Source organism: Fictibacillus sp. BK138 (genome assembly GCF_004216955.1).
GTDB lineage: Bacteria > Bacillota > Bacilli > Bacillales > Fictibacillaceae > Fictibacillus.
Window position 1 is genome coordinate 13,550 of the sequence record NZ_SGXL01000005.1, and the last position, 26,581, is coordinate 40,130.

At 42.9% G+C, this 26,581-nt stretch carries 33 protein-coding genes, 1 pseudogene and 1 other annotated feature (1 of these 35 only partly in view); all 34 genes and pseudogenes read right to left on the reverse strand.

Annotation, left to right across the window (positions count from 1 at the left end):
- Positions 1–21: 21 nt before the first annotated feature.
- A pseudogene (map, locus tag EV282_RS19130) lies at positions 22–567 on the reverse strand (type I methionyl aminopeptidase); the annotation flags it as partial.
- Positions 564–1,217 carry an adenylate kinase gene (locus EV282_RS19135; RefSeq protein WP_066285562.1) on the reverse strand — a complete coding sequence of 218 codons (654 nt, stop codon included), beginning with the start codon at positions 1,215–1,217 and terminating at the stop codon, positions 564–566. The pseudogene map and the gene EV282_RS19135, both read right to left, overlap by 4 nt.
- A 71-nt stretch (positions 1,218–1,288) precedes the next feature.
- Positions 1,289–2,590, reverse strand: a complete 1,302-nt coding sequence (secY, locus tag EV282_RS19140) for a preprotein translocase subunit SecY (protein WP_130297462.1) — start codon at positions 2,588–2,590, stop codon at positions 1,289–1,291.
- Positions 2,590–3,030 (reverse strand): 50S ribosomal protein L15, encoded by a 441-nt coding sequence (gene rplO / locus EV282_RS19145; RefSeq protein ID WP_066285559.1) that lies wholly within the window; start codon positions 3,028–3,030, stop codon positions 2,590–2,592. Before rplO ends, secY begins: the two co-directional genes overlap by 1 nt.
- A 31-nt stretch (positions 3,031–3,061) precedes the next feature.
- Positions 3,062–3,250: a 50S ribosomal protein L30 gene (gene rpmD, locus EV282_RS19150; RefSeq protein WP_066285557.1), complete on the reverse strand. Its 189-nt coding sequence runs from the start codon at positions 3,248–3,250 to the stop codon at positions 3,062–3,064.
- A gap of 14 nt (positions 3,251–3,264) precedes the next feature.
- On the reverse strand, positions 3,265–3,765 hold the full coding sequence (rpsE, locus tag EV282_RS19155; protein WP_066285555.1) for a 30S ribosomal protein S5: 501 nt from the start codon (positions 3,763–3,765) through the stop codon (positions 3,265–3,267).
- Between the two features lie 14 nt (positions 3,766–3,779).
- The gene (gene rplR, locus EV282_RS19160) at positions 3,780–4,142 is read right to left on the reverse strand and encodes a 50S ribosomal protein L18 (RefSeq protein ID WP_077365526.1); all 363 of its coding nucleotides are present in this window, start codon (positions 4,140–4,142) and stop codon (positions 3,780–3,782) included.
- Between the two features lie 31 nt (positions 4,143–4,173).
- Positions 4,174–4,713 carry a 50S ribosomal protein L6 gene (rplF, locus tag EV282_RS19165; RefSeq protein WP_077365524.1) on the reverse strand — a complete coding sequence of 180 codons (540 nt, stop codon included), beginning with the start codon at positions 4,711–4,713 and terminating at the stop codon, positions 4,174–4,176.
- A 24-nt stretch (positions 4,714–4,737) separates the two neighbouring features.
- Complete coding sequence (gene rpsH, locus EV282_RS19170; RefSeq protein ID WP_066285549.1) at positions 4,738–5,136, reverse strand: 30S ribosomal protein S8; 399 nt, start codon at positions 5,134–5,136, stop codon at positions 4,738–4,740.
- A 32-nt stretch (positions 5,137–5,168) separates the two neighbouring features.
- A complete protein-coding gene (locus EV282_RS19175) occupies positions 5,169–5,354 on the reverse strand; it encodes a type Z 30S ribosomal protein S14 (protein ID WP_130297463.1) in 186 nt (61 codons plus the stop codon).
- A gap of 24 nt (positions 5,355–5,378) precedes the next feature.
- Positions 5,379–5,918: a 50S ribosomal protein L5 gene (gene rplE, locus EV282_RS19180; RefSeq protein WP_066237931.1), complete on the reverse strand. Its 540-nt coding sequence runs from the start codon at positions 5,916–5,918 to the stop codon at positions 5,379–5,381.
- 26 nt (positions 5,919–5,944) lie between these two features.
- Positions 5,945–6,256: a 50S ribosomal protein L24 gene (gene rplX / locus EV282_RS19185; protein ID WP_066294477.1), complete on the reverse strand. Its 312-nt coding sequence runs from the start codon at positions 6,254–6,256 to the stop codon at positions 5,945–5,947.
- 56 nt (positions 6,257–6,312) lie between these two features.
- Positions 6,313–6,681 (reverse strand): 50S ribosomal protein L14, encoded by a 369-nt coding sequence (gene rplN, locus EV282_RS19190; RefSeq protein WP_066285543.1) that lies wholly within the window; start codon positions 6,679–6,681, stop codon positions 6,313–6,315.
- 45 nt (positions 6,682–6,726) lie between these two features.
- Positions 6,727–6,990, reverse strand: coding sequence for a 30S ribosomal protein S17 (gene rpsQ / locus EV282_RS19195; protein ID WP_077365520.1), 264 nt, complete (start codon positions 6,988–6,990; stop codon positions 6,727–6,729).
- Between the two features lie 22 nt (positions 6,991–7,012).
- Positions 7,013–7,216 carry a 50S ribosomal protein L29 gene (gene rpmC, locus EV282_RS19200; RefSeq protein WP_066237940.1) on the reverse strand — a complete coding sequence of 68 codons (204 nt, stop codon included), beginning with the start codon at positions 7,214–7,216 and terminating at the stop codon, positions 7,013–7,015.
- Positions 7,206–7,640 (reverse strand): 50S ribosomal protein L16, encoded by a 435-nt coding sequence (rplP, locus tag EV282_RS19205; protein ID WP_066237943.1) that lies wholly within the window; start codon positions 7,638–7,640, stop codon positions 7,206–7,208. Before rplP ends, rpmC begins: the two co-directional genes overlap by 11 nt.
- 2 nt (positions 7,641–7,642) lie before the next feature.
- The gene (gene rpsC / locus EV282_RS19210) at positions 7,643–8,302 is read right to left on the reverse strand and encodes a 30S ribosomal protein S3 (protein WP_077365518.1); all 660 of its coding nucleotides are present in this window, start codon (positions 8,300–8,302) and stop codon (positions 7,643–7,645) included.
- A gap of 3 nt (positions 8,303–8,305) precedes the next feature.
- Positions 8,306–8,647, reverse strand: coding sequence for a 50S ribosomal protein L22 (gene rplV, locus EV282_RS19215; RefSeq protein WP_066237948.1), 342 nt, complete (start codon positions 8,645–8,647; stop codon positions 8,306–8,308).
- Positions 8,648–8,666: 19 nt separating this feature from the next.
- Positions 8,667–8,945, reverse strand: coding sequence for a 30S ribosomal protein S19 (gene rpsS, locus EV282_RS19220; protein ID WP_066285535.1), 279 nt, complete (start codon positions 8,943–8,945; stop codon positions 8,667–8,669).
- Positions 8,946–9,002: 57 nt separating this feature from the next.
- Complete coding sequence (gene rplB / locus EV282_RS19225; RefSeq protein WP_130297464.1) at positions 9,003–9,833, reverse strand: 50S ribosomal protein L2; 831 nt, start codon at positions 9,831–9,833, stop codon at positions 9,003–9,005.
- 28 nt (positions 9,834–9,861) lie between these two features.
- Complete coding sequence (rplW, locus tag EV282_RS19230; RefSeq protein WP_066237959.1) at positions 9,862–10,149, reverse strand: 50S ribosomal protein L23; 288 nt, start codon at positions 10,147–10,149, stop codon at positions 9,862–9,864.
- A complete protein-coding gene (gene rplD, locus EV282_RS19235; RefSeq protein WP_066285532.1) occupies positions 10,149–10,772 on the reverse strand; it encodes a 50S ribosomal protein L4 in 624 nt (207 codons plus the stop codon). The genes rplW and rplD overlap by 1 nt, the downstream gene beginning before the upstream one ends.
- Positions 10,773–10,789: 17 nt before the next feature.
- Positions 10,790–11,428 carry a 50S ribosomal protein L3 gene (gene rplC / locus EV282_RS19240; protein WP_077365514.1) on the reverse strand — a complete coding sequence of 213 codons (639 nt, stop codon included), beginning with the start codon at positions 11,426–11,428 and terminating at the stop codon, positions 10,790–10,792.
- Between the two features lie 53 nt (positions 11,429–11,481).
- Positions 11,482–11,790, reverse strand: a complete 309-nt coding sequence (gene rpsJ, locus EV282_RS19245; protein WP_053356198.1) for a 30S ribosomal protein S10 — start codon at positions 11,788–11,790, stop codon at positions 11,482–11,484.
- Between the two features lie 691 nt (positions 11,791–12,481).
- Positions 12,482–13,672: an elongation factor Tu gene (gene tuf / locus EV282_RS19255; protein WP_130297465.1), complete on the reverse strand. Its 1,191-nt coding sequence runs from the start codon at positions 13,670–13,672 to the stop codon at positions 12,482–12,484.
- A 116-nt stretch (positions 13,673–13,788) separates the two neighbouring features.
- Positions 13,789–15,867 carry an elongation factor G gene (gene fusA, locus EV282_RS19260; RefSeq protein ID WP_130297466.1) on the reverse strand — a complete coding sequence of 693 codons (2,079 nt, stop codon included), beginning with the start codon at positions 15,865–15,867 and terminating at the stop codon, positions 13,789–13,791.
- Positions 15,868–15,941: 74 nt separating this feature from the next.
- A complete protein-coding gene (gene rpsG, locus EV282_RS19265) occupies positions 15,942–16,412 on the reverse strand; it encodes a 30S ribosomal protein S7 (RefSeq protein ID WP_077365506.1) in 471 nt (156 codons plus the stop codon).
- 47 nt (positions 16,413–16,459) lie between these two features.
- Positions 16,460–16,882 carry a 30S ribosomal protein S12 gene (gene rpsL / locus EV282_RS19270; protein WP_077365504.1) on the reverse strand — a complete coding sequence of 141 codons (423 nt, stop codon included), beginning with the start codon at positions 16,880–16,882 and terminating at the stop codon, positions 16,460–16,462.
- 116 nt (positions 16,883–16,998) lie between these two features.
- Positions 16,999–17,247 (reverse strand): 50S ribosomal protein L7ae-like protein, encoded by a 249-nt coding sequence (locus tag EV282_RS19275; protein ID WP_130297467.1) that lies wholly within the window; start codon positions 17,245–17,247, stop codon positions 16,999–17,001.
- A gap of 84 nt (positions 17,248–17,331) precedes the next feature.
- Positions 17,332–20,955, reverse strand: a complete 3,624-nt coding sequence (gene rpoC, locus EV282_RS19280) for a DNA-directed RNA polymerase subunit beta' (RefSeq protein ID WP_130297468.1) — start codon at positions 20,953–20,955, stop codon at positions 17,332–17,334.
- A 29-nt stretch (positions 20,956–20,984) separates the two neighbouring features.
- The gene (gene rpoB, locus EV282_RS19285) at positions 20,985–24,527 is read right to left on the reverse strand and encodes a DNA-directed RNA polymerase subunit beta (protein WP_130297469.1); all 3,543 of its coding nucleotides are present in this window, start codon (positions 24,525–24,527) and stop codon (positions 20,985–20,987) included.
- Positions 24,528–24,819: 292 nt separating this feature from the next.
- Entirely contained in the window at positions 24,820–25,422 is a 603-nt protein-coding gene (locus EV282_RS19290) for a class I SAM-dependent methyltransferase (RefSeq protein WP_130297470.1), read from the reverse strand.
- 119 nt (positions 25,423–25,541) lie between these two features.
- Positions 25,542–25,907, reverse strand: a complete 366-nt coding sequence (rplL, locus tag EV282_RS19295; RefSeq protein ID WP_130297471.1) for a 50S ribosomal protein L7/L12 — start codon at positions 25,905–25,907, stop codon at positions 25,542–25,544.
- A gap of 47 nt (positions 25,908–25,954) precedes the next feature.
- Positions 25,955–26,455, reverse strand: coding sequence for a 50S ribosomal protein L10 (gene rplJ / locus EV282_RS19300; RefSeq protein WP_077365492.1), 501 nt, complete (start codon positions 26,453–26,455; stop codon positions 25,955–25,957).
- Positions 26,456–26,495: 40 nt separating this feature from the next.
- Positions 26,496–26,581, reverse strand: a sequence feature (ribosomal protein L10 leader region); it runs 69 nt beyond the window's last position.

Below are 26,581 nucleotides of genomic sequence, written 5' to 3' on the forward strand. Positions count from 1 at the left end.
TCCTTTACCAGGCGGTCCTTAATTATGAATTTGCGGGTCCTCATGCAAGTCCTGGCCTATCCCGTGTCCGACATATTCGCGGACAACAGAAAAACCTTCTTCCTCAGCATACTTTTGTATCTCATGAGAAATGTCAGTTAACCGGGCACCGGCTTTTGCTTTTTCAAGTCCTCTATATAAAGACTCTTCGGTTACATCCAGAAGTTTTTGAGCTTCCTCAGAAATCTCTCCAACTCCATACGTCCAAGCGGAATCACCATGATATCCGTTGTACTTCGCCCCAATATCTATAGAGATAATGTCGCCATGGTTCAGTACGCGTTTACCTGGAATTCCATGTACAAGCTCTTCATTTACTGAAGCACAGATGCTTCCGCTAAAACCATTATAGTTTTTAAATGAAGGGATTGCACCTTGGCTGCGGATAAACTTATCAGCAATTTTATCCAGTTCCTTAGTAGTTATGCCAGGCTTAATGTGTTTTTTTAACTCTTGATGAGTTAAGGCAACGATGCGACCTGCATCCCGCATGATTTCAATCTCTCGCGGTGTTTTGCAGATAATCATTTCGCCAATCCCCCAATAAGTTGGTCAATGTCTTGAAAGACTTTGTCGATATCCTGATCACCATTAATGTTTTTCAGGTAACCTTTATCACCATAAAAATCAAGCAGTGGTTTAGCCTGCTTCATGTTTACATCTAAACGGTTTCGAACGGTCTCTTCATTATCATCTTGACGTTGGATAAGCGTACCGCCGTCTTTATCACATACTCCTTCAACCTTTGGCGGGTTGAATATTACATGATACGTGCTTCCGCATGTTTGGCAAATCCGACGACCTGTTAATCGCTGCATAAGCTTATCCGAATCAACTGAAATGTTTAGAACATAATCAATCTTTCGGGATAGCTCTTGTGTGATCTCTTCCAGGGCTTCCGCTTGGGCAACTGTCCGAGGGAATCCATCTAGTAAAAATCCTTTTTCGCAGTCCTTTTTAGAAAGTCGGTCACGTACGATGCCGATTGTAACTTCGTCAGGAACGAGGTTACCCGCATCCATGTACGATTTTGCCTCAAGTCCAAGAGGAGTCTCCTCTTTAATTGCTGCTCGGAACATATCTCCAGTAGAGATATGTGGAATTCCGTACTTCTCAACAATTCTTTCTGCTTGAGTACCCTTACCTGCTCCGGGTAATCCCATTAAGACTAGATACATCTAATCCCTCCATAAATCACAATCGTCTTTTTTAAACAGAGCATGCCGGGAAGAATAATCTTCCCACGCCCTTATTTAATGAAGCCTTTGTAGTGCCGCTTGATCAGCTGGCTCTCAATTTGCTTCATGGTGTCTAGTGCCACACCTACAACAATCAGCAAGCTTGTTCCACCAATTTGAATGGCTGGCGGAAGGTTCAAACCTGGAATTGCTGTAAAGACAACTGGCAGGACTGCAATTGCAGCCAGGAATAGAGATCCAACAAACGTTAATCGATACAGAATTCTTGTTATATAAGTTTGAGTGTTAGCTCCTGGACGAATGCCAGGAATGTATCCACCCTGCTTTTTTAAGTTTTCCGCCATTTGCTCCGGGTTCACTTGGATGAACGTATAGAAATACGAGAATCCGATAATGAGGAGCGCATATATAATCATTCCGACTGGTTTCGTGTAGTCAAACGTGTTGATAATCCAAGTCGTAACATCATTCTGTCCAAAGAAGCCAGCAACAGTTCTTGGCGTGATGATCAAGGAAATCGCGAAGATAACCGGGATAACACCTGCTGCGTTAACTTTGATCGGAAGATGAGTAGACTGGCCGCCAACAGGCTTTGTTCCAACGACCCGTTTTGCATACTGAATCGGGATTTTCCGAACACCTTGTTGAATAAAGATAACACCCATAATGATGAGTACAATCGCAAGTGCAAGAAGTACGACCGTAACGATGTGCATAAACATCTGATCACTGCCGCCTTCGAATTGCGTTGTGAAAAGCTGGTTAACTGCTGTAGGAATAGCTGCAACAATCCCCGCAAAAATTAGAACTGATATTCCGTTTCCAATCCCCTTAAGGGTAATCTGCTCACCTAACCACATTAAGAATGCAGTACCTGCAGTTAAAACTAACGCGATAAATAGATACGTAGTCATGCTAGGGTTTTGAATAAGTCCTGGAAAAAGATTGTTAAAACCGATAGACATACCGATTGCCTGGATAAAACCAAGAACGATCGTTCCATAACGAGTGAACTGAGCTAATTTCTTTCGCCCGACTTCACCTTGCTTACTCCATTCCGTAAACTTCGGCACTACGTCCATCTGCAAAAGCTGCACGATGATCGATGCTGTAATGTACGGCATGATACCCATAGCGAAAATGGAGAAGTTTTGTAACGCTCCACCGCCAAACGTATTTAAAAAACCAAAAATGTTAGCACTGTCGCCCGTACTGAATTTCAATACATCGCGATTCACACCAGGTACTGGGATGAATGTTCCAAGACGGAACACCACCAGCATCGCAAGTGTAAACAATATTTTGTTTCTCAGATCACCCACACGCATAATGTTGGAGATTGTCTGGAACATTAGATCACCTCAGTTTTTCCGCCCGCTGCTTCAATTGCTTCTTTAGCAGAAACAGAGAATTTGTGCGCCTTAACTGTAAGCTTAACTTCCAACTTGCCATTACCTAATACTTTGATACCGTTCTTAAGATTGCTTACTACTCCTGTTTCAAGAAGAAGTTCAGGAGTTACCTCTGTGCCCTCTTCAAAACGTACAAGCTTCTCAAGATTTACAACTGCATACTCTTTACGAGTAGGGTTTGTGAATCCGCGCTTCGGTAAACGACGTGCTAGTGGATTTTGTCCACCCTCGAATCCTGGTCTTACTCCACCGCCTGAACGTGAGTTTTGACCTTTATGTCCTCGACCACTTGTTTTACCATTTCCTGATCCGATACCGCGACCTACACGGTTGCGAACTTTACGGGATCCTTCTGATGGCTTCAACTCATGAAGTTTCATCTGAGCACCTCCTCATGATTTATTTATCTTATTAAGCTTCTAATTCTTTCACTGTTAAAAGGTGAGATACCTTGTTAACCATACCGCGGATAGCCGCGTTATCTTCGTGCACAACTGTCTGGTGCATTTTGCGCAAACCTAGTGTCTTAACAACAACACGCTGGTTTTCCGGACGGCCGATAACACTGCGAGTGAGGGTGATTTCTAATTTCTTAGCCATCTAAAGTTCCCTCCTTAACCTAAAAGCTCTTGTACTGATTTGCCACGAAGTTTCGCAACGTCTTCAGCACGCTTTAAATTTTTCAATCCTTCGATTGTTGCACGAACCATGTTGATTGGGTTGTTAGATCCAAGTGACTTAGAAAGGATGTCACCTACACCAGCAAGCTCCAATACCGCACGTACAGGTCCACCAGCAATTACCCCAGTACCTTCAGATGCAGGCTTTAAGAATACGTTACCTGCTCCAAAACGTCCAACTACTTGGTGAGGAATTGTTGTTTTTACAATCGGTACAGTTACTAAGTTTTTCTTAGCATCTTCAATCGCCTTACGGATCGCTTCTGGTACCTCTTGGGCTTTACCAGTACCGAATCCAACGTGACCATTTTTGTCACCTACGACAACCACTGCAGCAAAGCGGAAACGACGTCCACCTTTTACTACCTTAGCTACACGGTTAACCGTAACGACGCGTTCTTCAAGTTCAAGTTTGTTAGGGTCGATACGCATCAGGTTCCCTCCTTCGATTAAAATTCTAACCCAGCTTCGCGAGCTGCGTCTGCTAATGCTTTAATACGTCCGTGATATAAATATCCGCCTCGGTCAAATACAACCGATTTGATTCCTTTTTCAACTGCGCGCTTAGCGATTTCTTGACCAATCGCTTTAGCAGCATCTACGTTTCCACCGTTTTCTACATTTACTCCTTTATCAAGAGAAGATGCAGATACAATTGTTACACCTGCTTGATCATCGATCAATTGAGCATAGATGTGCTTTGTAGAACGGAATACGTTCAAACGAGGACGTTGTGCTGTTCCGCTTACAACGCGGCGAACACGAGCATGTCTTTTCTTACGAGCGACATTCTTATCTGCTTTCGTGATCATCCTTTGCACTCCTTTCCGCTACCTAACGGCTTTATTTACCAGTCTTACCTTCTTTACGGCGAACGAATTCACCTTCGTAACGAATACCTTTACCTTTGTAAGGCTCAGGTGAACGAACTGAACGGATGTTTGCAGCAACTTCACCTACACGTTGCTTGTCAATACCCTTAACGATAACCTTCGTGTTAGAAGGTACTTCGATGTCGATTCCTTGCTCAGGAACGATTTCAACTGGGTGAGAGTAACCAACGTTAAGTACAAGCTTGTTACCAGCTTTGGAAGCACGATATCCAACCCCGATAATTTCAAGAGCTCTTTCATAACCGTTTGTTACACCGATTACCATGTTGTTTAATACGCTGCGAGTAGTACCATGCAATGCACGGTGCTCTTTGTGGTCGCTCGGGCGTTCCACAGTAATTTCGTTATCTTGAACATTAATTTTAATGTCAGCATTGAATTTGCGAGAAAGTTCACCTTTAGGGCCTTTTACAGAAACAGTGTTGTCATTAGCAACATTGATCGTAACGCCGCCTGGAACTTCTATCGGTTTGTTACCTACGCGAGACATGATGACACCTCCATTCGCTTTTTATTACCAAACGTACGCTAGTACTTCGCCGCCCATTTGTGATTGGCGAGCTTCTTTATCAGTCATAATGCCTTTAGATGTAGATACGATTGCAATTCCAAGTCCTCCAAGAACACGTGGAAGTTCACTTGATTTTGCATAAACACGTAAACCAGGCTTTGAGATACGCTTAAGACCTGAGATTACACGCTCATTGTTAGAACCGTACTTAAGGAAGATACGAATCATTCCTTGTTTGCTGTCCTCTACATACTCCACATCGCGAACAAAACCTTCACGCTTTAGGATTTCTGCGATTTCTTTTTTCATATTAGAAGCAGGAAGCTCCAACTTATCGTGACGAACAGTGTTAGCGTTGCGGATACGAGTAAGCATATCTGCAATTGGATCTGTCATAACCATTACTAGTTACCTCCTTCCCTTTTTTCAGGGTATTACCAGCTGGCTTTTCTAACGCCAGGAATTTGACCTTTGTGAGCAAGTTCTCTGAAACAAATACGACATAATTTGAACTTGCGGATTACTGAATGAGGACGCCCGCAACGTTCACAGCGCGTGTACTCTTGCACTCCGAACTTTTGCTTGCGTTGTTGCTTAGCAATCATTGACTTCTTTGCCACGGGTAAACCTCCTTTGGCTAAAGGTTATTTTTGGAATGGCATTCCGACTTGTGTTAGAAGCTCACGAGCTTCTTCGTCAGTGTTCGCAGTCGTTACAATAACGATGTCCATTCCGCGAACTTTGTTTACTTTATCATAATCGATCTCAGGGAAGATCAATTGTTCTTTAACACCTAGCGTGTAGTTACCGCGACCGTCGAAAGATTTCTTAGAAACCCCGCGGAAGTCACGAACACGTGGAAGTGAAACGCTGATCAGCTTATCAAGGAAGTCATACATGCGCTCTCCGCGAAGTGTAACTTTTGATCCGATCGGCATACCTTCACGAAGCTTAAATCCAGCGATGGACTTTTTAGCACGAGTAATCACAGGCTTTTGACCAGCGATTGCTGTAAGTTCCTCTACTGCTGTATCTAACACTTTAGAGTTGGAAACTGCTTCACCAACACCCATGTTGATAACGATTTTTTCAATCTTTGGCGCTTGCATTACTGAAGTGTAATTAAACTTTTCCATTAGAGATGGTAAGATCTCTGATTTATATCGCTCTTGTAGACGGTTCATTATGTGTCCTCCTTTCACTCTGAGACTTATTTATCTAGGGTTTCACCAGATTTTTTGGCCACACGAACTTTTTTCCCATCAACTACATTGTAGCCTACACGAGTAGGGGCACCAGTTTTAGGGTCAAGAGGCATTACGTTAGAAGCATGAATTGGTGCTTCTTGGCTAAGGATTCCGCCTTGCGGATTAGCCTGAGAAGGTTTTGCGTGTTTCTTAACAACGTTTACGCCTTCAACAAGCACTCTATTAAGCTTCGGATAAGCTTCAAGGATCACACCTTGTTTGCCTTTATCCTTGCCTGAAATTACTTGAACTTTATCGCCTTTTTTCACATGCAATGGCATTGTGAGCTGCACCTCCTTACAAGACAATAAGAGCCTTGTTAGTAAATATATTAAAGAACTTCTGGAGCAAGAGAAACGATTTTCATAAATTGCTTGTCACGAAGTTCACGTGCTACAGGTCCGAAGATACGAGTTCCTCGAGGACCTTTGTCATCCTTTACGATTACAGCCGCGTTCTCATCAAAGCGGATGTAAGATCCGTCGTTACGGCGCATACCACGCTTAGAACGTACCACTACCGCTTTAACAACGTCACCTTTCTTAACAACGCCACCTGGTGTTGCGGACTTAACCGAACAAACGATAATGTCACCAATGTTAGCGTACTTACGACCAGAACCACCAAGAACTTTAATGCAAAGTAGCTCTTTCGCACCAGAGTTATCAGCTACTCTTAAACGGGATTCTTGTTGAATCATGCGAATGGACCTCCTTTCGGATATGAGTATAATCCGAACAATTTATTAAATAATTACTGCTTCTTGAACAACTTCTACCAAACGGAATCGCTTGTCTTTGGAAAGCGGACGCGTTTCCATAACCTTAACGATATCACCGATCTTAGCAGTGTTGTTTTCATCATGCGCTTTTAACTTTTTAGAGTATTTAACGCGCTTGTTATATAAAGAGTGTGTCTTGTATGTCTCAACAAGTACTGTAATCGTTTTGTCCATCTTGTCAGAAACAACACGACCAGTGTACACCTTGCGCTGGTTACGTTCACTCATTGTGCGAACCTCCTCTCAAGAATTAACCGTTAGTAATCCCAAGCTCTCTTTCACGTAAAACCGTTTTTGCACGGGCAATTGCTTTACGAACTTCACGAATGCGGGCCGGGTTTTCTAATTGACCTGTCGCTAGTTGGAAACGAAGGTTAAAAAGCTCTTCTTTAAGTGCTTTTGCTTTTTGTTCAACTTCTGCAGTGGTCAGGTTACGAATATCATTAGCCTTCATTTGTGTCACCACCCACTTCTTCGCGTTTAACAAACTTACATTTTACAGGAAGTTTGTGTGCTGCAAGACGCAACGCTTCGCGTGCCACTTCTTCAGAGACACCAGCGATTTCAAACATAACTTTTCCTGGCTTAACTACTGCTACCCATCCTTCAGGAGCACCTTTACCGGAACCCATTCGGACTTCTAGAGGCTTTGCAGTGTAAGGCTTAGAAGGGAAAATTTTGATCCATACTTTACCGCCACGCTTCATATAACGAGTCATCGCAATACGAGCAGCTTCGATCTGACGGTTAGTAATCCAGCTAGCTTCTAGAGCTTGCAAACCGAATTCTCCGAAATGAACTTCTGTACCGCCTTTAGCGTTCCCACGCATTTTACCGCGGTGTTCACGACGATATTTAACACGTTTTGGCAATAACATAATTATTTGCCTCCTTCCTCTTTTTTCGTTCCTCTTGTTGGAAGGACCTCACCACGATAAATCCAGATTTTAATTCCAAGCTTACCGTAAGTTGTGTCTGCTTCAGCAGTACCATAATCGATATCTGCACGAAGTGTGTGAAGAGGAACAGTACCTTCACTATAATGTTCAGAACGAGCGATATCAGCTCCGCCAAGACGGCCTGATACTTGAGTTTTGATACCTTTCGCACCCATACGCATTGCACGTTGGATCGCCTGCTTCATTGCACGACGGAAAGATACACGATTTTCAAGTTGACGAGCGATGTTTTCAGCAACTAGCTTAGCATCAACGTCTGCTTGCTTGATTTCAAAGATGTTAACATGAACTCGCTTGCCAGTCATATCGTTAAGAGCTTTACGAAGTGCTTCTACTTCCGATCCGCCTTTACCGATTACCATTCCTGGCTTAGCAGTTTTGATTGTGATATTTACACGATTAGCTGCACGTTCGATCTCGATACCAGATACAGCAGCATCTTTTAGACGCTTTTCAATATAAGAACGGATCTTAATGTCTTCATGTAAAAGATTAGCGTAATCCTTTTCTGCGTACCATTTAGAATCCCAGTCACGGATGACGCCAATACGTAGACCTGTTGGATTTACTTTTTGACCCACGTCTTAACCCTCCTTCTTTTCAGAAACAACGATTGTGATGTGGCTAGTACGTTTGTTGATACGGCTCGCACGACCCATGGCACGTGGACGGAATCTCTTAAGAGTAATTCCTTCATCAACGAACGCTTGCTTAATCACTAGGTTGTTCGGTTCCATTTCATAGTTGTGTTCTGCGTTTGCGATAGCAGACTTAAGCACCTTTTCGATTACAGGAGAAGCTGCTTTAGGCGTCAAACGTAGAATCGCAAGTGCTTCACCTACTTGCTTGCCTCGAATCAAGTCGATAACGATACGAGCTTTACGAGGAGCAATACGCACTTGTTTAGCAATTGCTTTTGCTTCCATTTTGTGTACCTCCCCTCAATTAACGTCTAGTTTTCTTATCATCAGCTGCATGGCCTTTGTAAGTACGAGTAGGTGCGAATTCACCTAGCTTGTGACCGACCATATCTTCTGTTACATATACCGGCACGTGCTTACGACCATCATAAACAGCGATTGTGTGACCGATGAAGTCAGGGAAAATCGTAGAACGACGAGACCAAGTTTTAACTACTTTCTTGTCGTTAGATTCATTAAGTGCCTCGACCTTTTTCATCAAGTGGTCATCTACAAAAGGCCCTTTTTTCAAACTGCGACCCATTTGAGAACCTCCCTTTGTGTTTGCGCTACGGCTCGATTGAACCGTAGGACAATCACATTATTTTTTGCGACGACGTACAATGTACTTGTCAGTTTGGCTGTTTTTCTTACGAGTTTTATATCCAAGAGTTGGTTTGCCCCATGGAGACATTGGTGATTTACGTCCGATTGGAGCGCGTCCTTCACCACCACCGTGTGGGTGATCGTTAGGGTTCATTACAGAACCACGAACTGTTGGGCGGATACCCTTCCAACGAGAACGACCTGCTTTACCAACGTTTACAAGTTCATGTTCTAAGTTACCAACTTGACCGATAGTTGCACGGCAAGTAAGAAGGATCATACGAACTTCACCAGAACCTAGACGAACTAGCGCATATCTTTCTTCTTTACCAAGAAGTTGAGCTTCAGCACCAGCTGAACGAGCTAATTGTCCACCTTTACCAGGCTTAAGTTCGATGTTGTGAATTGTAGAACCTACAGGAATGTTAGCTAACGGTAAAGCATTACCTACTTTGATGTCAGCATCAGTACCAGACATGATTTCTTGTCCAACCTTAATTCCTTTAGGAGCTAGGATATAACGCTTCTCACCATCTGCGTAATGGATAAGAGCGATGTTTGCTGTACGGTTTGGATCGTACTCGATTGTAGCAACGCGACCTGGTATTCCATCTTTGTTACGTTTGAAATCGATGATACGATACTTACGCTTATGTCCTCCACCTTGGTGACGAACAGTTAGTTTACCTTGGTTGTTACGCCCAGCTTTTTTGCTAAGAGGAGCAAGCAAGGATTTTTCTGGCTGGTCAGTCGTGATTTCAGCAAAGTCAAGCTGAGACATGTTACGACGACCGTTAGTTGTCGGTTTAAACTTTTTGATACCCATTGTAATTTCCCTCCTTTACGAGTTCTTTTTAAACTCCTTCAAAAAAGTCGAGTTCTTTGCTTTCTGGAGTTAGTGTAACTACTGCTTTTTTACGTTTAGATGTATAACCAGTATGACGGCCTACACGCTTGAACTTACCTTTGTAGTTAGCAGTGTTTACTGTTTGTACTTTTACGCCAAAGATTTCTTCAAGTGCGCCTTTGATTTGAGTCTTAGTAGCACGAGGGTTTACTTCGAACGTGTATTTTTTGTCAGCCATTATTTCAGTAGAACGCTCTGTAATAACGGGGCGCTTAATCACATCACGAGCTTCCATTATGCGAGCACCTCCCCTACTTTTTCCACAGCGTCTTTAGTCATAAGAAGCTTGTCGTGGTTTAACACGTCAAGAACACTAACGCCGTTAGCCGTAACAACTGTTACGCCAGGGATGTTACGTGCAGATAATGCAACAGCGTCATTGTAATCAGCCGTTACAACTAATGCTTTACGATCTGCGGATAGATTTGCAAGCACTTGCTTCATTTCCTTTGTTTTCGGAGCATCGAATGCAAGTCCTTCTAAAACGATCAAGTCGTTATCTAGAACCTTAGAAGATAGCGCTGATTTAATAGCTAAGCGACGAACCTTCTTAGGTAATTTGTAAGAATAGCTTCTTGGTGTTGGTCCGAAAACCACTCCACCGCCAACCCATTGCGGAGAACGGATAGATCCTTGACGAGCACGTCCAGTACCTTTCTGTTTCCATGGCTTGCGTCCACCACCAGCAACTTCGGAACGGTTCTTTACATCATGTGTTCCTTGGCGCTGTGATGCTTGCTGCATAATAACAGCGTCGAAAAGCACGCTTTTATTTGGTTCAATACCGAAAACGGAATCGTTTAATTCGATATCGCCAGCTTGAGTACCATCTTGTTTAAATAATGCTACTTTTGGCATCAGATTGTCCTCCTTCCTTATTTAGCATCCTTTGCTTTAACAGCAGAGTTAATTGTAACGTAGCTCTTTTTCGCTCCAGGTACGTTACCCTTGATCAATAGAAGATTACGTTCTGTATCAACTCTTACAACTTCTAAGTTTTGTACAGTTACTGTATCTCCGCCAGTACGTCCAGGCAATGCTTTCCCTTTGAAAACACGGTTAGGGTCAACTGCACCCATTGAACCAGGACGACGGTGGTAACGGGAACCGTGGCTCATTGGCCCGCGTGATTGCCCGTGACGTTTGATAACACCTTGGAATCCTTTTCCTTTAGATGTACCAGTAACGTCTACAGCGTCACCTTCTGCAAAAATATCTACCTTGACTTCCTGACCAACTTCGTATCCCGCAGCATCAACATTGCGGAATTCCTTAACGTAGCGCTTAGGGCTCGTGCTAGCTTTAGCAGCATGACCTGCTTGCGGCTTGATAGTACGAGATTCTTTTCTATCGTCAAATCCAAGCTGGATAGCTTCGTAGCCATCGTTCTCTACGGATTTCTTTTGAAGAACAACGTTAGGAGTTACTTCTACTACAGTAACTGGGATAAGATCTCCGTTTTCAGCGAAAACTTGAGTCATACCAATTTTTTTACCTAAGATTCCTTTGGTCATTCGTCACACCTCCTATTAATAAGTAAAATAAATTATATAAAGCAAACGTGAAATTATAGTTTAATTTCGATGTCTACACCAGACGGCAGATCCAAACGCATTAATGAATCAACAGTTTGTGGTGTTGGCTCGATAATGTCGATCAAGCGCTTATGAGTACGCATTTCGAACTGCTCACGAGAGTCCTTGTACTTATGAACCGCACGAAGGATCGTGTAGATCGCTTTCTCAGTAGGTAGCGGGATTGGACCTGATACCTTTGCTCCTGAACGCTTAGCAGTTTCAACGATTTTTTCAGCAGATTGATCAAGAATTCTGTGATCATACGCCTTTAAACGGATACGAATCTTTTGCTTTGCCATTATTTTCCCTCCTTTATTCGCCTATTTTGATAAACAGACATTGCTCCACGGAAATTCAACCTGATGTCACCAGCCATGGCAAAGGGGCCTGGTGTGTCAGCAACCTTCCGAATCATCGCAGTGAATGACCAACATTACTCATTATAGAGAAAAACAATGCCTAATGCAAGTTTTATTTGCATTTATTTATTGTTAATCGCACTTTTTCTATTATAGAGACTTTGCACGGCAATTTCAACTTCCTTTTTCTTCTTTTACACGCTTGAATATGTTACTTCTATATATAAGTGTATCTGCTGTGGTGATTCTTGATCCAGATGTTGAGCTAGTGATTAAGCCTAATGGTTTGCAGGTTTTGTTCCAGGTTATAAGAACCTATTCCGGCTGGTTGTCATAAATACAATTTGTGGATTAACAGTCGCAACTCGTGGATTCAACCCTAAAACTTTTGGATTCACCTGCTGAATTTGTGGATTCATAGGCTATATTTCTGGATTGGATGTGTTTTAAGCCGCTTCAGGTAAGTTTCCACGCAGTATCCAGCAGCTCATAAGCAGTTTACAGAGGTGTTTTTCAATAATGTTTCATTTTCACTTAAAAAATGATTCTTCAACTATTAAAAAGATACTTGAACATACAAAAAAGCACCCTCCGAATGGAGAGTGCTTCTTATATAGAAGTAATCTAAAGATTACTCAGTGATTGTTGCAACTACACCTGCACCAACTGTACGTCCACCTTCACGAATAGAGAACTTAGTTCCTTCTTCGATAGCGATTGGAGCGATTAGTTCTACAGTCATCTCAACGTTATCTCCAGGCATTACCATTTCAACGCCTTCAGGAAGTTGGATGATACCAGTTACGTCAGTTGTACGGAAGTAGAACTGAGGACGGTAGTTAGAGAAGAATGGAGTGTGACGTCCACCCTCTTCTTTTGAAAGAACGTATACTTCTGATTTGAACTTAGTGTGAGCTTTAACAGTACCTGGCTTAGCAAGAACTTGTCCACGCTCAACATCGTCACGGGAAACCCCACGAAGAAGTGCACCAATGTTGTCACCAGCTTCAGCATAGTCAAGAAGCTTACGGAACATTTCAACACCTGTTACAGTTGTTGATTTTGGCTCTTCAGTAAGACCTAGGATCTCAACTACGTCACCAACTTTTACTACTCCACGCTCAACACGTCCAGTAGCAACTGTACCACGACCAGTGATTGAGAATACATCCTCAACTGGCATCATGAATGGCTTTTCAGTGTCACGAGGAGGAGTTGGGATGTAAGAATCTACAGCGTCCATTAGCTCATAGATTTTAGCTTCCCAGTCAGCGTCTCCTTCAAGAGCTTTAAGAGCAGAACCTTTGATTACAGGAACATCGTCTCCAGGGAAATCGTACTCAGAAAGAAGGTCACGAACTTCCATTTCAACTAGCTCTAGTAATTCTTCATCATCAACCATGTCACACTTGTTCAAGAATACAACAAGGTAAGGTACACCTACTTGACGAGAAAGAAGGATGTGCTCACGAGTTTGTGGCATTGGGCCGTCAGCAGCAGATACTACTAGGATCCCACCATCCATTTGTGCTGCACCAGTGATCATGTTCTTAACATAGTCAGCATGTCCTGGGCAGTCAACGTGTGCATAGTGACGAGAATCAGTTTCATACTCAACGTGTGCAGTTGAGATTGTGATACCACGCTCGCGCTCTTCTGGAGCACCGTCGATTTGGTCATAAGCCATTGCTACACCTTTACCGTTCTTCTTTGCAAGAACAGTAGTGATTGCAGCTGTTAAAGTTGTTTTACCATGGTCAACGTGACCAATAGTACCAATGTTAGCATGCGTTTTGGAACGATCAAATTTCTCTTTACCCATGAGAAAGATTCCTCCTTAAATATGGTTACATATAGTAGATTTTTTTATTTAAAACAGACAGATTGTACTGCCCATTTTAGATTACATGAAATTGCTGTTTCTTACAACCGGGGAGATTAAGCTCCAGTTGCTTTTTTGATGATTTCTTCAGAAATCGACTTTGGTACTTCTTCGTAGTGATCGAAGTGCATAGAGTAAGTACCACGGCCTTGTGTACGAGAACGCAAGCTAGTTGCATATCCGAACATTTCAGCAAGTGGAACCATCGCTTTAACGATCTGTGCGTTACCACGAGCTTCCATACCTTCAACACGTCCACGACGGGAAGTTACGTCACCCATGATATCACCCATATACTCTTCAGGAACCGTTACTTCAACTTTCATGATCGGCTCAAGAATTGCAGGATCACATTTTGCTTTTGCGTTCTTAAGTGCCATTGAACCGGCAATCTTAAACGCCATTTCGTTGGAGTCAACGTCATGGTAAGATCCATCAACGATACGAGCTTTAAGGTCCAATAATGGGAAACCAGCAAGCATTCCGTTTTTCATTGATTCTTCGATACCAGCTTGTACTGCAGGGATGTATTCACGAGGAACTGCCCCACCAACGATTTTGTTTTCAAACACGAATCCAGATCCTTCTTCACCTGGCTCGAATTCAATCCAAACGTGACCGTATTGTCCACGACCACCAGACTGACGAACGAATTTACCTTCAACTTTAGCAGCTTGGCGAATCGTTTCACGGTAAGCAACCTGAGGAGCACCCACGTTAGCTTCAACCTTGAATTCGCGGCGCATACGGTCAACTAGGATATCAAGGTGAAGTTCACCCATACCTGCGATGATCGTTTGTCCAGTTTCTTCGTTTGTTTCAGTACGGAATGTTGGATCTTCTTCAGCAAGCTTAGAAAGCGCCATACCCATCTTGTCTTGGTCTGCTTTAGACTTCGGCTCGATAGATAGTGAGATTACCGGCTCTGGGAATACCATGGATTCTAAGATAACAAGGCTCTTTTCATCACATAGTGTATCACCAGTTGTAGTATCTTTAAGACCTACAGCAGCTGCGATATCTCCAGCGTATACGATAGAGATCTCTTCACGGGAGTTCGCGTGCATTTGAAGGATACGTCCAACACGCTCACGCTTTCCTTTAGTAGAGTTCTGTACGTATGATCCAGAGTTCAATGTACCTGAGTACACTCGGAAGAATGTTAACTTACCAACATAAGGGTCAGTCATAACTTTAAATGCAAGTGCTGAAAACGGAGCTTCGTCACTTGATTCACGAGTTACTTCTTCTTCTGAATCTGGAAGAACACCCTTAATAGCTGGTACATCAACTGGCGATGGAAGGTAATCAAGAACAGCGTCAAGCATAAGCTGAACACCTTTGTTCTTAAATGCCGACCCACACATTACTGGGTAGAACTCAACGTCACAAGTACCTTTACGGATACCTGCTTTAAGTTCTTCTTTCGTAATCTCTTCGCCTTCTAAGTACTTCATCATCATTTCTTCGTCTAGCTCAGCTACCGCTTCAACTAACTTGTTGCGGTATTCTTCAGCTAAAGGCATGTGTTCTTCAGGAATTTCACGAACTTCGATATCAGTACCAAGGTCGTTTCCGTAGAATACAGCGTTCATTTCAACTAAGTCGATGATTGCTTCGAATTGGTCTTCAGCACCGATCGGTAATTGAATCGGATGAGCATTTGCACCAAGACGATCATGGATAGTTTTTACGGAGTATAAGAAATCCGCACCAATCTTGTCCATTTTGTTTACGAATACTACACGGGGAACTCCGTAAGTAGTCGCTTGACGCCATACTGTTTCTGTTTGTGGTTCTACACCTGATTGAGCATCAAGTAAAGCAACCGCTCCGTCTAATACACGTAATGAACGTTCTACTTCAACTGTAAAGTCTACGTGACCTGGTGTATCAATGATGTTGACACGGTGACCTTTCCATTGAGCAGTTGTAGCAGCGGAAGTAATCGTGATTCCACGCTCTTGCTCCTGCTCCATCCAGTCCATTTGTGAAGCTCCTTCATGAGTTTCACCAATTTTGTGGATACGGCCAGTATAATAAAGTACACGTTCAGTAGTCGTTGTTTTACCAGCATCGATGTGAGCCATGATACCGATATTACGAGTATTTTTTAAGGAGAATTCTCTAGCCATGAATTTCTCTCCTTCCTTATGCAAAGGAATTTTTATAGTGTTTTAGAGACAGTCCGAAAACTGTCTCTATGATTTTACCAGCGGTAGTGAGCAAACGCTTTGTTTGCTTCTGCCATTTTGTGCATATCTTCGCGCTTCTTAACAGAAGCACCAGTGTTGTTTGCAGCATCCATGATCTCGAACGCAAGACGTTCTTCCATTGTCTTTTCTCCGCGTAGACGAGAGTAGTTCGTTAAATAACGAAGTCCTAAAGTTGTACGACGCTCTGGGCGAACTTCAACTGGTACTTGGTAGTTAGCTCCACCAACACGGCGAGCACGAACTTCAAGAACTGGCATGATATTTTTAAGAGCTTGTTCAAACACTTCCATAGGATCTTGGTTTGTACGTTCTTTAATAAGTTCGAACGCATTGTACAAGATTGTTTGAGCTACCCCTCTCTTACCGTCAATCATAATTTTGTTGATTAGACGAGTTACAAGCTTAGACTTGTAAATTGGATCAGGTAACACATCACGACGAGCAACAGGTCCTTTACGTGGCATGTGGTCCCCTCCTTTCTTATAGTTGTTTAATTTATTTTAAAACAATATTATTTCTTAGCTTCCTTTGGACGCTTCGTTCCATACTTAGAACGACCTTGCATACGGTTAGTAACACCAGCCGTATCAAGAGCACCACGAACGATGTGGTAACGTACCCCCGGTAAATCTTTTACACGTCCTCCACGGATAAGAACAACACTGTGCTCTTGAAGGTTGTGACCGATACCAGGAATGTAAGCTGTAACTTCGATTCCGTTAGTTAAACGAACACGAGCATACTTACGTAGCGCCGAGTTCGGCTTCTTAGGAGTCATAGTACCAACACGAGTACAAACTCCACGCTTTTGCGGAGATGAAACGTTAGTTTGGGACTTTTTGAAGCTGTTGTAACCTTTGTTCAACGCAGGAGAGTCAGATTTCTTAATTTTAGAAACGCGACCTTTGCGAACTAGTTGGTTAATTGTAGGCATTTTTATTTCCTCCTCTCTTGTCTTGTAATACCACCGACCCAGGTGGTTCATTTTAGGACAAAAGAAAGTTTTTGCGAGAGGAGCGTTAAGCAATGCTCATCGCAAAAACAGTTATTTTATCCTTTTATCGCAACAGTTGCGGCCCCGACATCTATACCGCATGCTTTTCCAAGCTTTTTCATAGAATCAACCTTTACGATCGGCACTTTCTTTTCTTCGGCAATCTGCAATACTTTGCTCGTTACCCGAAAATCAGCGTCTTCCGCAACGACCAGCTCTTTTACCTCGCCGTTTTGTAAAGCTTTGATTGTTTGCTTAGTACCTACGATAATTTCAGAAGCCTGTGTCACTTTTTCATAAGACATACGAATATCCTCCAAAGTAACAATTCTTAGGAGCACATCCGTTATAATATCACCGATGTACTCCCGATGTCAACATTTCATTTATTAATCTTGAGAAACAAGCTCTGTAGGCAGTTCAGCCTCTTCACCGTTCTCTTCTTCAACTACCGGAGAATTCATTCCGATGTTTCTGTAACGGTTCATACCCGTTCCAGCCGGAATCAGCTTACCGATAATAACGTTTTCCTTAAGACCGAGCAATTCATCACGCTTACCTTTGATCGCAGCGTCAGTAAGAACTCTTGTTGTCTCTTGGAATGATGCAGCAGATAGGAACGATTCAGTTTCAAGTGATGCTTTTGTGATACCAAGAAGAACTGGACGTCCTGTAGCAGGAGTTCCGCCTTCAAGAAGAACACTTCGGTTAACATCCGTAAAGTTATGGATGTCCATAAGAGCTCCCGGAAGCACTTGAGAATCACCAGAATCGATGATGCGCACTTTACGAAGCATCTGGCGAACCATTACTTCAACGTGCTTATCTCCGATTTCTACCCCTTGCATACGGTAAACTTTCTGTACCTCACGCAACAGGTATTCCTGAACGCCTTCCGCACCTCGGACTTTGATTAATTCTTTCGGATCAATCGAACCTTCAGTCAATACTTGACCTGCAACTACTTTATCGCCTTCAACTACCTTAATACGAGCACCGAATGGGATAGTGTAAGATCTAGATTCAATTTCACCTTGAACGACTACTTCACGCTTATCTTTATTGTCGTTAACGCCAACAACCGTTCCTTCAAGCTCAGAAATAACGGCTTGACCTTTCGGGTTACGCGCTTCGAACAATTCTTGGATACGCGGAAGACCTTGTGTAATATCGTCTCCTGCTACACCGCCGGTATGGAAGGTACGCATTGTAAGCTGTGTACCTGGCTCACCGATGGATTGAGCAGCGATGATTCCAACAGCTTCCCCGACTTCAACGTCAGAGCCTGTTGCAAGGTTACGTCCATAACACTTTTTACATACACCGTGACGCGTGTCACAAGTGAATACAGATCGGATTGTTACAGCTTTTACGCCTACTTCCTCAATGTGAGCAGCCATATCTTCTGTGATCAATTCGTTAACATCTGCAAGAATTTCATTTGTTTCAGGATGGTACACCTTTTTATAAGCTGTACGTCCAATTAAACGTTCATGAAGCGGTTCGATAACTTCGTTGCCTTCTTTAATAGCTGCAACTTCTAAGCCGCGGTCAGTTCCGCAGTCATCTTCACGCACAATAACGTCTTGAGCAACGTCAACAAGTCGGCGAGTAAGGTAACCTGAGTCAGCTGTTTTAAGGGCTGTATCGGCAAGACCTTTACGCGCTCCGTGAGTAGAGATAAAGTACTCGAGTACTGTTAGTCCTTCACGGAAACTTGACTTGATCGGAAGCTCGATGATCTTACCAGCCGGGTTGGCCATCAGACCACGCATACCAGCAAGCTGCGTAAAGTTAGATGCGTTACCACGGGCGCCGGAGTCACTCATCATGAAGATCGGGTTGCGCTTATCAAGAGTACCCATCAATTTATTTTGGATTTCGTCTTTCGCCAAACTCCATATGTTAATTACACGCTCATAACGCTCTTCTTCTGTGATTAAACCACGTCTGAATTGCTTTGTAACGTTAACTACTTTTTCTTCTGCAATTTTAAGGATATCTTGCTTTTCAGGTAATACTACGATGTCAGATACACCGATCGTAATACCAGCGCGAGTTGAATATTTAAATCCTAAGTCCTTCATGCGGTCAAGCATTTTAGACGTTTCTGTAATCTTAAAGCGTTTGAAGACTTCAGCGATTATTTTTCCAAGAATACCTTTCTTGAAAGGAACGATCTCTTCATGCTTTTGAATTTCTTCTTTAACATTAGATGCCGGATCTAAGAAATACTTTTCAGGTGTTTCCACTTGAAGGTTCGTAGTTGTCGGCTCGTTAATGTATGGGAATGACGGCGGCAGGATCTCGTTAAATAACAATTTACCTACTGTTGTCATAAGAAGCTTGGATTGCTGTTCTTCAGTGAACGATTCTTTGTTAAGGCTCGATACTGGCACTGCAATTCTTGTATGCAGATGAACATATCCATTTTCATAAGCGATAATCGCTTCGTTGATGTCTTTAAATACTGAACCTTCACCAATAGCTCCTGCACGCTCTAGAGTCAGGTAATAGTTACCTAGTACCATATCCTGTGAAGGTGTAACTACTGGCTTACCATCTTTCGGGTTCAAGATGTTTTGTGCAGCAAGCATTAGGATACGAGCTTCTGCTTGCGCTTCAGCAGATAAAGGTACGTGGACGGCCATCTGGTCACCATCGAAGTCAGCGTTGTAAGCTGTACAAACAAGCGGGTGAAGACGGATCGCGCGTCCTTCAACTAGAGTTGGTTCAAATGCTTGAATACCAAGTCTGTGAAGCGTTGGTGCACGGTTTAGCAATACTGGGTGTTCACGAATAACTTCTTCTAAAACATCCCAGACTTCAGGCTGAACACGTTCAACCTTGCGTTTAGCACTCTTAATGTTATGAGCAAGACCTTTTGATACAAGTTCTTTCATAACAAACGGCTTAAACAATTCAAGTGCCATTTCTTTTGGCAGACCACATTGATACATCTTTAAGTTCGGTCCTACAACGATAACCGAACGACCAGAGTAGTCAACACGCTTACCAAGTAAGTTTTGACGGAAACGTCCTTGCTTCCCTTTCAGCATGTGTGAAAGTGATTTAAGCGGACGATTTCCTGGTCCTGTAACCGGACGGCCGCGACGGCCATTATCGATTAAAGCATCAACTGCTTCTTGAAGCATACGTTTTTCATTTTGAACGATAATGTTAGGAGCACCTAGGTCTAATAGACGCTTCAAACGGTTGTTACGGTTGATAACACGACGGTAAAGGTCGTTAAGATCAGAAGTAGCGAAACGTCCGCCATCAAGCTGAACCATCGGACGCAATTCCGGCGGGATAACAGGAAGTACTTCAAGAATCATCCAGTCAGCATGGTTGCCCGAGTGACGGAATGCTTCCAATACTTCCAAACGCTTAATTGCACGCGTACGGCGTTGTCCTTGTGCAGTTTTAAGCTCTTCTTTCAGCATATCAACTTCTTTTTCAGCGTCGATATCTTCTAAAAGACGCTTGATTGCCTCTGCACCCATTTGGGCAGTAAACCCTTTGCCATACTTTTCACGGTATGTGCGGTATTCCTTTTCAGAAAGCAATTGTTTCTTCTCAAGCGGAGTATCCCCTGTATCTGTAACAACGTAAGATGCAAAATAGATAACTTCCTCTAATGCTCTTGGAGACATATCCAAAACAAGGCCCATACGACTCGGGATTCCTTTGAAATACCAGATGTGGGAAACCGGAGCAGCAAGCTCGATGTGACCCATACGGTCACGTCGAACTTTAGCTCTAGTTACTTCAACACCACAGCGGTCACAAACGACACCTTTATAACGGACGCGCTTATACTTTCCGCAATGACATTCCCAGTCTTTTGTAGGACCGAAAATTCTTTCGCAGAACAAGCCGTCTTTTTCAGGCTTAAGTGTACGGTAGTTGATTGTTTCAGGTTTTTTTACTTCCCCTCTTGACCACGACCGGATTTTGTCCGGTGAAGCAAGACCAATTTTCATATATTCAAAATTATTTACGTCTATCAAGGAGCGTACCTCCCTTTTGATATCCTGGTTTAGTCATTCGCAGTGTAAGACTCAAGATTTAGATTTAATTTCTCGCTTGCCTGATCGTCTTCATCATCAAGCTCTCTCATTTCGATCTCCTGATCATCTCCAGAGCAGATCTTAACATCCATTCCAAGAGATTGAAGCTCTTTAATTAATACTTTAAATGATTCTGGAACACCTGGTTCAGGAACGTTTTCACCTTTAACGATGGCTTCATACGTTTTCACACGGCCGACAACATCATCGGACTTAACCGTAAGAATTTCCTGAAGAGTGTAAGCTGCGCCATATGCTTCAAGCGCCCAAACTTCCATCTCCCCGAAACGCTGTCCTCCGAATTGCGCTTTACCGCCAAGAGGCTGCTGTGTAACAAGTGAGTAAGGTCCAGTTGAACGAGCATGAAGCTTATCATCAACCATGTGAGCAAGTTTGATCATATACATGACACCAACTGATACACGGTTATCGAAAGCAGTTCCTGTACGTCCATCATAAAGTACCGTTTTACCATCGCGAGCCATGCCGGCTTCTTCGATCGTAGACCAAACATCTTCTTCACGCGCACCATCGAATACCGGTGTTGCAACATGAATGCCGAGCTGGCGTGCTGCCATTCCAAGATGAAGCTCCAATACCTGACCAATGTTCATACGGGAAGGTACCCCTAACGGGTTTAACATGATGTCAACTGGCGTTCCATCAGGAAGATAAGGCATATCTTCTTCAGGCATAATTTTAGAAATTACACCCTTGTTTCCGTGACGTCCGGCCATCTTATCTCCTTCGTGAATCTTACGTTTTTGCACGATATATGCACGAACGAGCTGATTCACACCAGGAGGAAGTTCATCGCCATCTTCACGGTTGAATACTTTAACATCCAGGATAATTCCATCGCCGCCATGAGGCACACGCAATGAAGTATCACGAACTTCACGAGCTTTTTCACCGAAGATCGCATGTAATAGACGTTCTTCTGCAGTCAGTTCTGTAACCCCTTTAGGTGTCACTTTACCAACTAAGATATCTCCGTCTTTTACTTCTGCACCAACACGGATAATTCCGCGTTCATCCAGGTTGCGAAGTGCATCTTCTCCGACGTTCGGAATATCACGAGTGATTTCTTCCGGTCCAAGCTTCGTATCACGTGCTTCTGACTCATATTCTTCAATATGAATAGAAGTGTAAACATCATCTTTTACAAGACGCTCGCTCATGATAACAGCATCCTCGTAGTTGTAACCTTCCCAAGTCATGAAGGCAACAAGTACGTTGCGTCCTAAAGCAAGTTCACCTTTCTCCATCGAAGGACCATCCGCTAGGATCTCCCCTTTAGTTACTCGGTCACCAGTGCTCACGATCGGACGCTGGTTATAACAAGTTCCTTGGTTGGAACGGATAAATTTAAGCATGTTGTAAGTGTCAAGGTCGCCAGAAACTTCCTTGCCATCTACTTCTTTAATGCGGCGTACTTGCACTTGTTTAGCTGTAACACGCTCAACAATTCCTTCGTGCTTACATATAACTGCAGCTCCGGAGTCTTTTGCTGATACGTGCTCCATTCCTGTACCGACGATCGGTGATTCAGGAACAAGCAATGGTACAGCCTGACGCTGCATGTTCGCTCCCATTAGGGCACGGTTGGAGTCATCATTTTCCAAGAACGGAATACATGCCGTCGCAGCTGATACAACCTGTTTCGGCGATACATCCATGTAGTCGATGCGTTCGCGTTTAACAACTGTGTTATCACCACGGAAACGTGCAATTACGTCTTCGTTAAGGAATTCTCCATCTTCGCCTAGGAGTGAGTTTGCTTGCGCTACAACGTACAAATCTTCTTCATCGGCAGTCAGGTAATCGATACGGCTCGTTACACGGCCTGTTTCTGGATCAACACGACGGTATGGAGTTTCAATAAAACCATACTGGTTTACTTTCGCATAAGATGAAAGTGAGTTGATCAACCCGATGTTCGGACCTTCCGGCGTCTCGATCGGACACATACGTCCATAGTGAGAGTAGTGAACGTCACGAACTTCAAAGCCTGCACGTTCACGTGTAAGACCACCTGGCCCTAATGCAGAAAGACGACGTTTATGCGTCAATTCGGCAAGCGGGTTCGTTTGATCCATGAACTGTGAAAGCTGTGAGCTTCCGAAGAACTCTTTAATTGAAGCAATTACAGGACGGATATTGATTAAAGCTTGTGGTGTGATCGCGTTCGTGTCCTGAATAGACATACGTTCACGCACAACACGTTCCATTCTGGAAAGTCCGATTCTGAATTGGTTTTGCAGAAGCTCACCAACAGAACGCAGACGACGGTTTCCAAGATGATCAATATCATCAGTGCTTCCTACTTGATGCAACAAGTTGAAGAAGTAGTTAATAGAAGCAATAATGTCTGAAACCGTAATGTTTTTAACTTCTTTATCAACAAGACCGTTACCAATAACATTAATGATTCTTTCACCTTCTTGATCATCAGGTGCGTAGATTTTAATAGATTGTAAAGCGATGTCCTGATCTTCAGCAACTCCGCCAGCAGGTGTAACAGTTTTGAAGCCTACTCCGCTCTCTAACGCAGGAATAATCTTATCCAGCGTTCTGCGGTCAAGCACTGTACCCTCTTCAGCGATCACTTCGCCAGTTTCAGCATCAACAAGTGTTTCAGCTAGTTTCTGGTTGAACAATCTATTTTTTATATGAAGCTTCTTATTGATTTTGTAGCGTCCAACATTCGCCAAGTCATAGCGCTTCGGATCAAAGAAACGAGAATCTAATAAACTTTTGGCATTATCTACTGTTGGCGGCTCTCCCGGACGAAGACGCTCATAGATTTCAAGAAGGGCCTTTTCAGTTCCCTCTGTATTATCCTTATCAAGCGTGTTGCGCAGATACTCGTCTTCTCCGAGCAAATCAATGATTTCTTGATCAGACCCAAACCCTAAAGCACGAAGCAATACGGTAATCGGGATTTTTCTTGTGCGGTCAATACGCACATAAACTACGTCCTTAGCATCGGTTTCAAACTCCAGCCAAGCACCGCGGTTTGGAATGACAGTTGCGGTAAAACCTTTTTTACCGTTTTTGTCTATTTTCTCGCTATAGTAAACACTTGGTGAACGAACGAGCTGTGATACAATTACACGCTCTGCCCCGTTGATCACAAAGGTTCCCGTATCTGTCATTAACGGGAAATCTCCCATAAATACTTCTTGCTCTTTTACTTCGCCCGTCTCTTTATTGATCAGACGCACTTTCACACGAAGCGGAGCAGCGTAAGTAACATCGCGCTCTTTTGATTCATCTACAGGATACTTCGGCTCACCTAAGTTATAATCAATAAACTCTAAAACGAGGTTCCCTGTAAAATCTTCAATCGGCGAAATGTCTCGGAACATTTCACGTAACCCCTCATCAAGAAACCATTGATAGGAAGCGGTTTGAATTTCAATTAAGTTTGGTAATTCAAGCACTTCGCTAATTCTTGCATAACTTCTTCGTTGGCGGTGGCGTCCAAACTGAACTAGTTGACCTGTCAACTGCTTCACCCCTCAAATCCAGCGTTTTTTTCGTGTTTTTTTATTTCTATCTAACATTCTATTAAGAAGGTTAGAAAACAAAAAGAAAAAGGGTTTCATAATTTAAAACCGCAGTTTTCCTATTTTGACAAAAGCTGATTATATAATTTTGTCCAACTTTTTCACATTCTATACGTCTAAACATGAGTAAAAAACGTTGATATATCAACGTTTTTTCGCTTACCACGAAAAATAAGCAGGAAAATGCGAATCCATTGGCATTTTATAATACTATCATACGGGTTTTATCAAGTCAAACTTTTATTGAACGCAAAATATAATAACCTTTTTTCTTTGCGACCGTTTCAACTTGCCCGAATAATTCTTCTATTTTATCCATCGCAGAGGGTGCACCTTGCTTTTTTTGAATAACTACCCATAGTTCGCCTCCAATGCGGAGTCTCTCATGAGCGTCTTCAAAAATTTGATGAACCACTGCCTTCCCTGCCCTGATCGGCGGGTTTGTGATGACTGCAGCGAAATCATCATCTGCAACTTCAGAAAACAAATAGCTTTTTTTAATCTTAACGTTGTCTATTTTGTTTTGCTCTGCATTTCGTTTCGCAAGTTCTACTGCACGTTCATTGATATCAATCATCTGTACTGTTCGGCCAGGTTCTGCTTTTGCAAGCGAAAGTCCGATCGGACCATATCCGCAGCCTACATCTATATAATCCCCGGGTACCTCTGGAGAAATAAAGGAATCTATCAAAACACGGCTTCCGAAATCTACTTCCTTTTTTGAAAATACTCCAGAATCAGTTGTAAATTTGAATTTACCGCCGTTAAGTTCAAATTCCCACGTTTCTCTTTTACTCTCTGTCCCAGGTGTTTCTGAATAGTAATGGTTTTTCATTTTAAACAACTCTCCTTACCATCTGATAAAGACAGTATTCCCGATCAGTACGGATTTCGTACTTTTAAACAGTAAAACAAGCAAAAAGGTCCGCCAACGGGCGAACCTTTTCTTTTGAATTACTTAACTTCAACAGAAGCTCCAACTTCTTCAAGCTTAGCTTTGATTTCTTCAGCTTCGTCTTTAGATACGCCTTCTTTAACTGGCTTTGGAGCACCGTCAACAAGTTCTTTCGCTTCTTTAAGTCCAAGACCTGTAAGTTCACGAACAACTTTGATAACTTTAATTTTTGAAGCTCCACCGCTTGCAAGAATTACGTCGAATTCAGTCTTTTCAGCTGCAGCTTCTCCACCAGCAGCTCCACCAGCTACAGCTACAGGAGCAGCAGCAGTTACACCAAACTCTTCTTCGATTGCTTTAACTAGATCGTTAAGCTCTAAAACAGTCATTGTTTTTAGGCTTTCAATGATTTGTTCTTTTGACATTTTAATTTCCTCCTTATGGAATGTAAGTTATTGGATGAAGAATCAGCTTATGCGCCTTGTTCTTCTTTTTGTTCAGCAACAGCCTTAGTAGCCAACGCAAAGTTGCGGATAGGTGCTTGAAGCACGCTGAGTACCATTGAAAGAAGACCTTCTCTTGAAGGAAGTTCAGCAAGAGCTTTAACTTCTTCTAGAGACGCGATGCGTCCTTCGATTACACCAGCCTTGATTTCAAGAGCCTCATGCTTCTTAGCGAAGTCGTTAAGGATCTTAGCAGGAGCTACAACATCTTCATTTGAGAATGCGATCGCTGTAGGACCAGTTAAGTGTTCTGATAGTTCGTTAAGGTTATTTTCTTCAGCAGCGCGGACTACCATTGAGTTCTTGTATACCTTAAACTCGATGCCAGCTTCACGCAAAGACTTACGAAGTTCAGTAACCTCAGCAACAGTAAGTCCACGGTAATCAACAAGAATTGTTGATTGGCTATTTTTGATTTTCTCAGAAATAGTGGATACTACTTGCTTTTTTGTTTCTAAAATGCTGCTCATTATTACACCTCCTGTAAAATGATTGCATCACCGCAGGTTTTGTTTCAAAAACAAAGCCTCCATGTCGAGACATGGAGGCGTGAGTATCTAAAAGTCATAAGTAACATACTAATGAGCTTATCGATG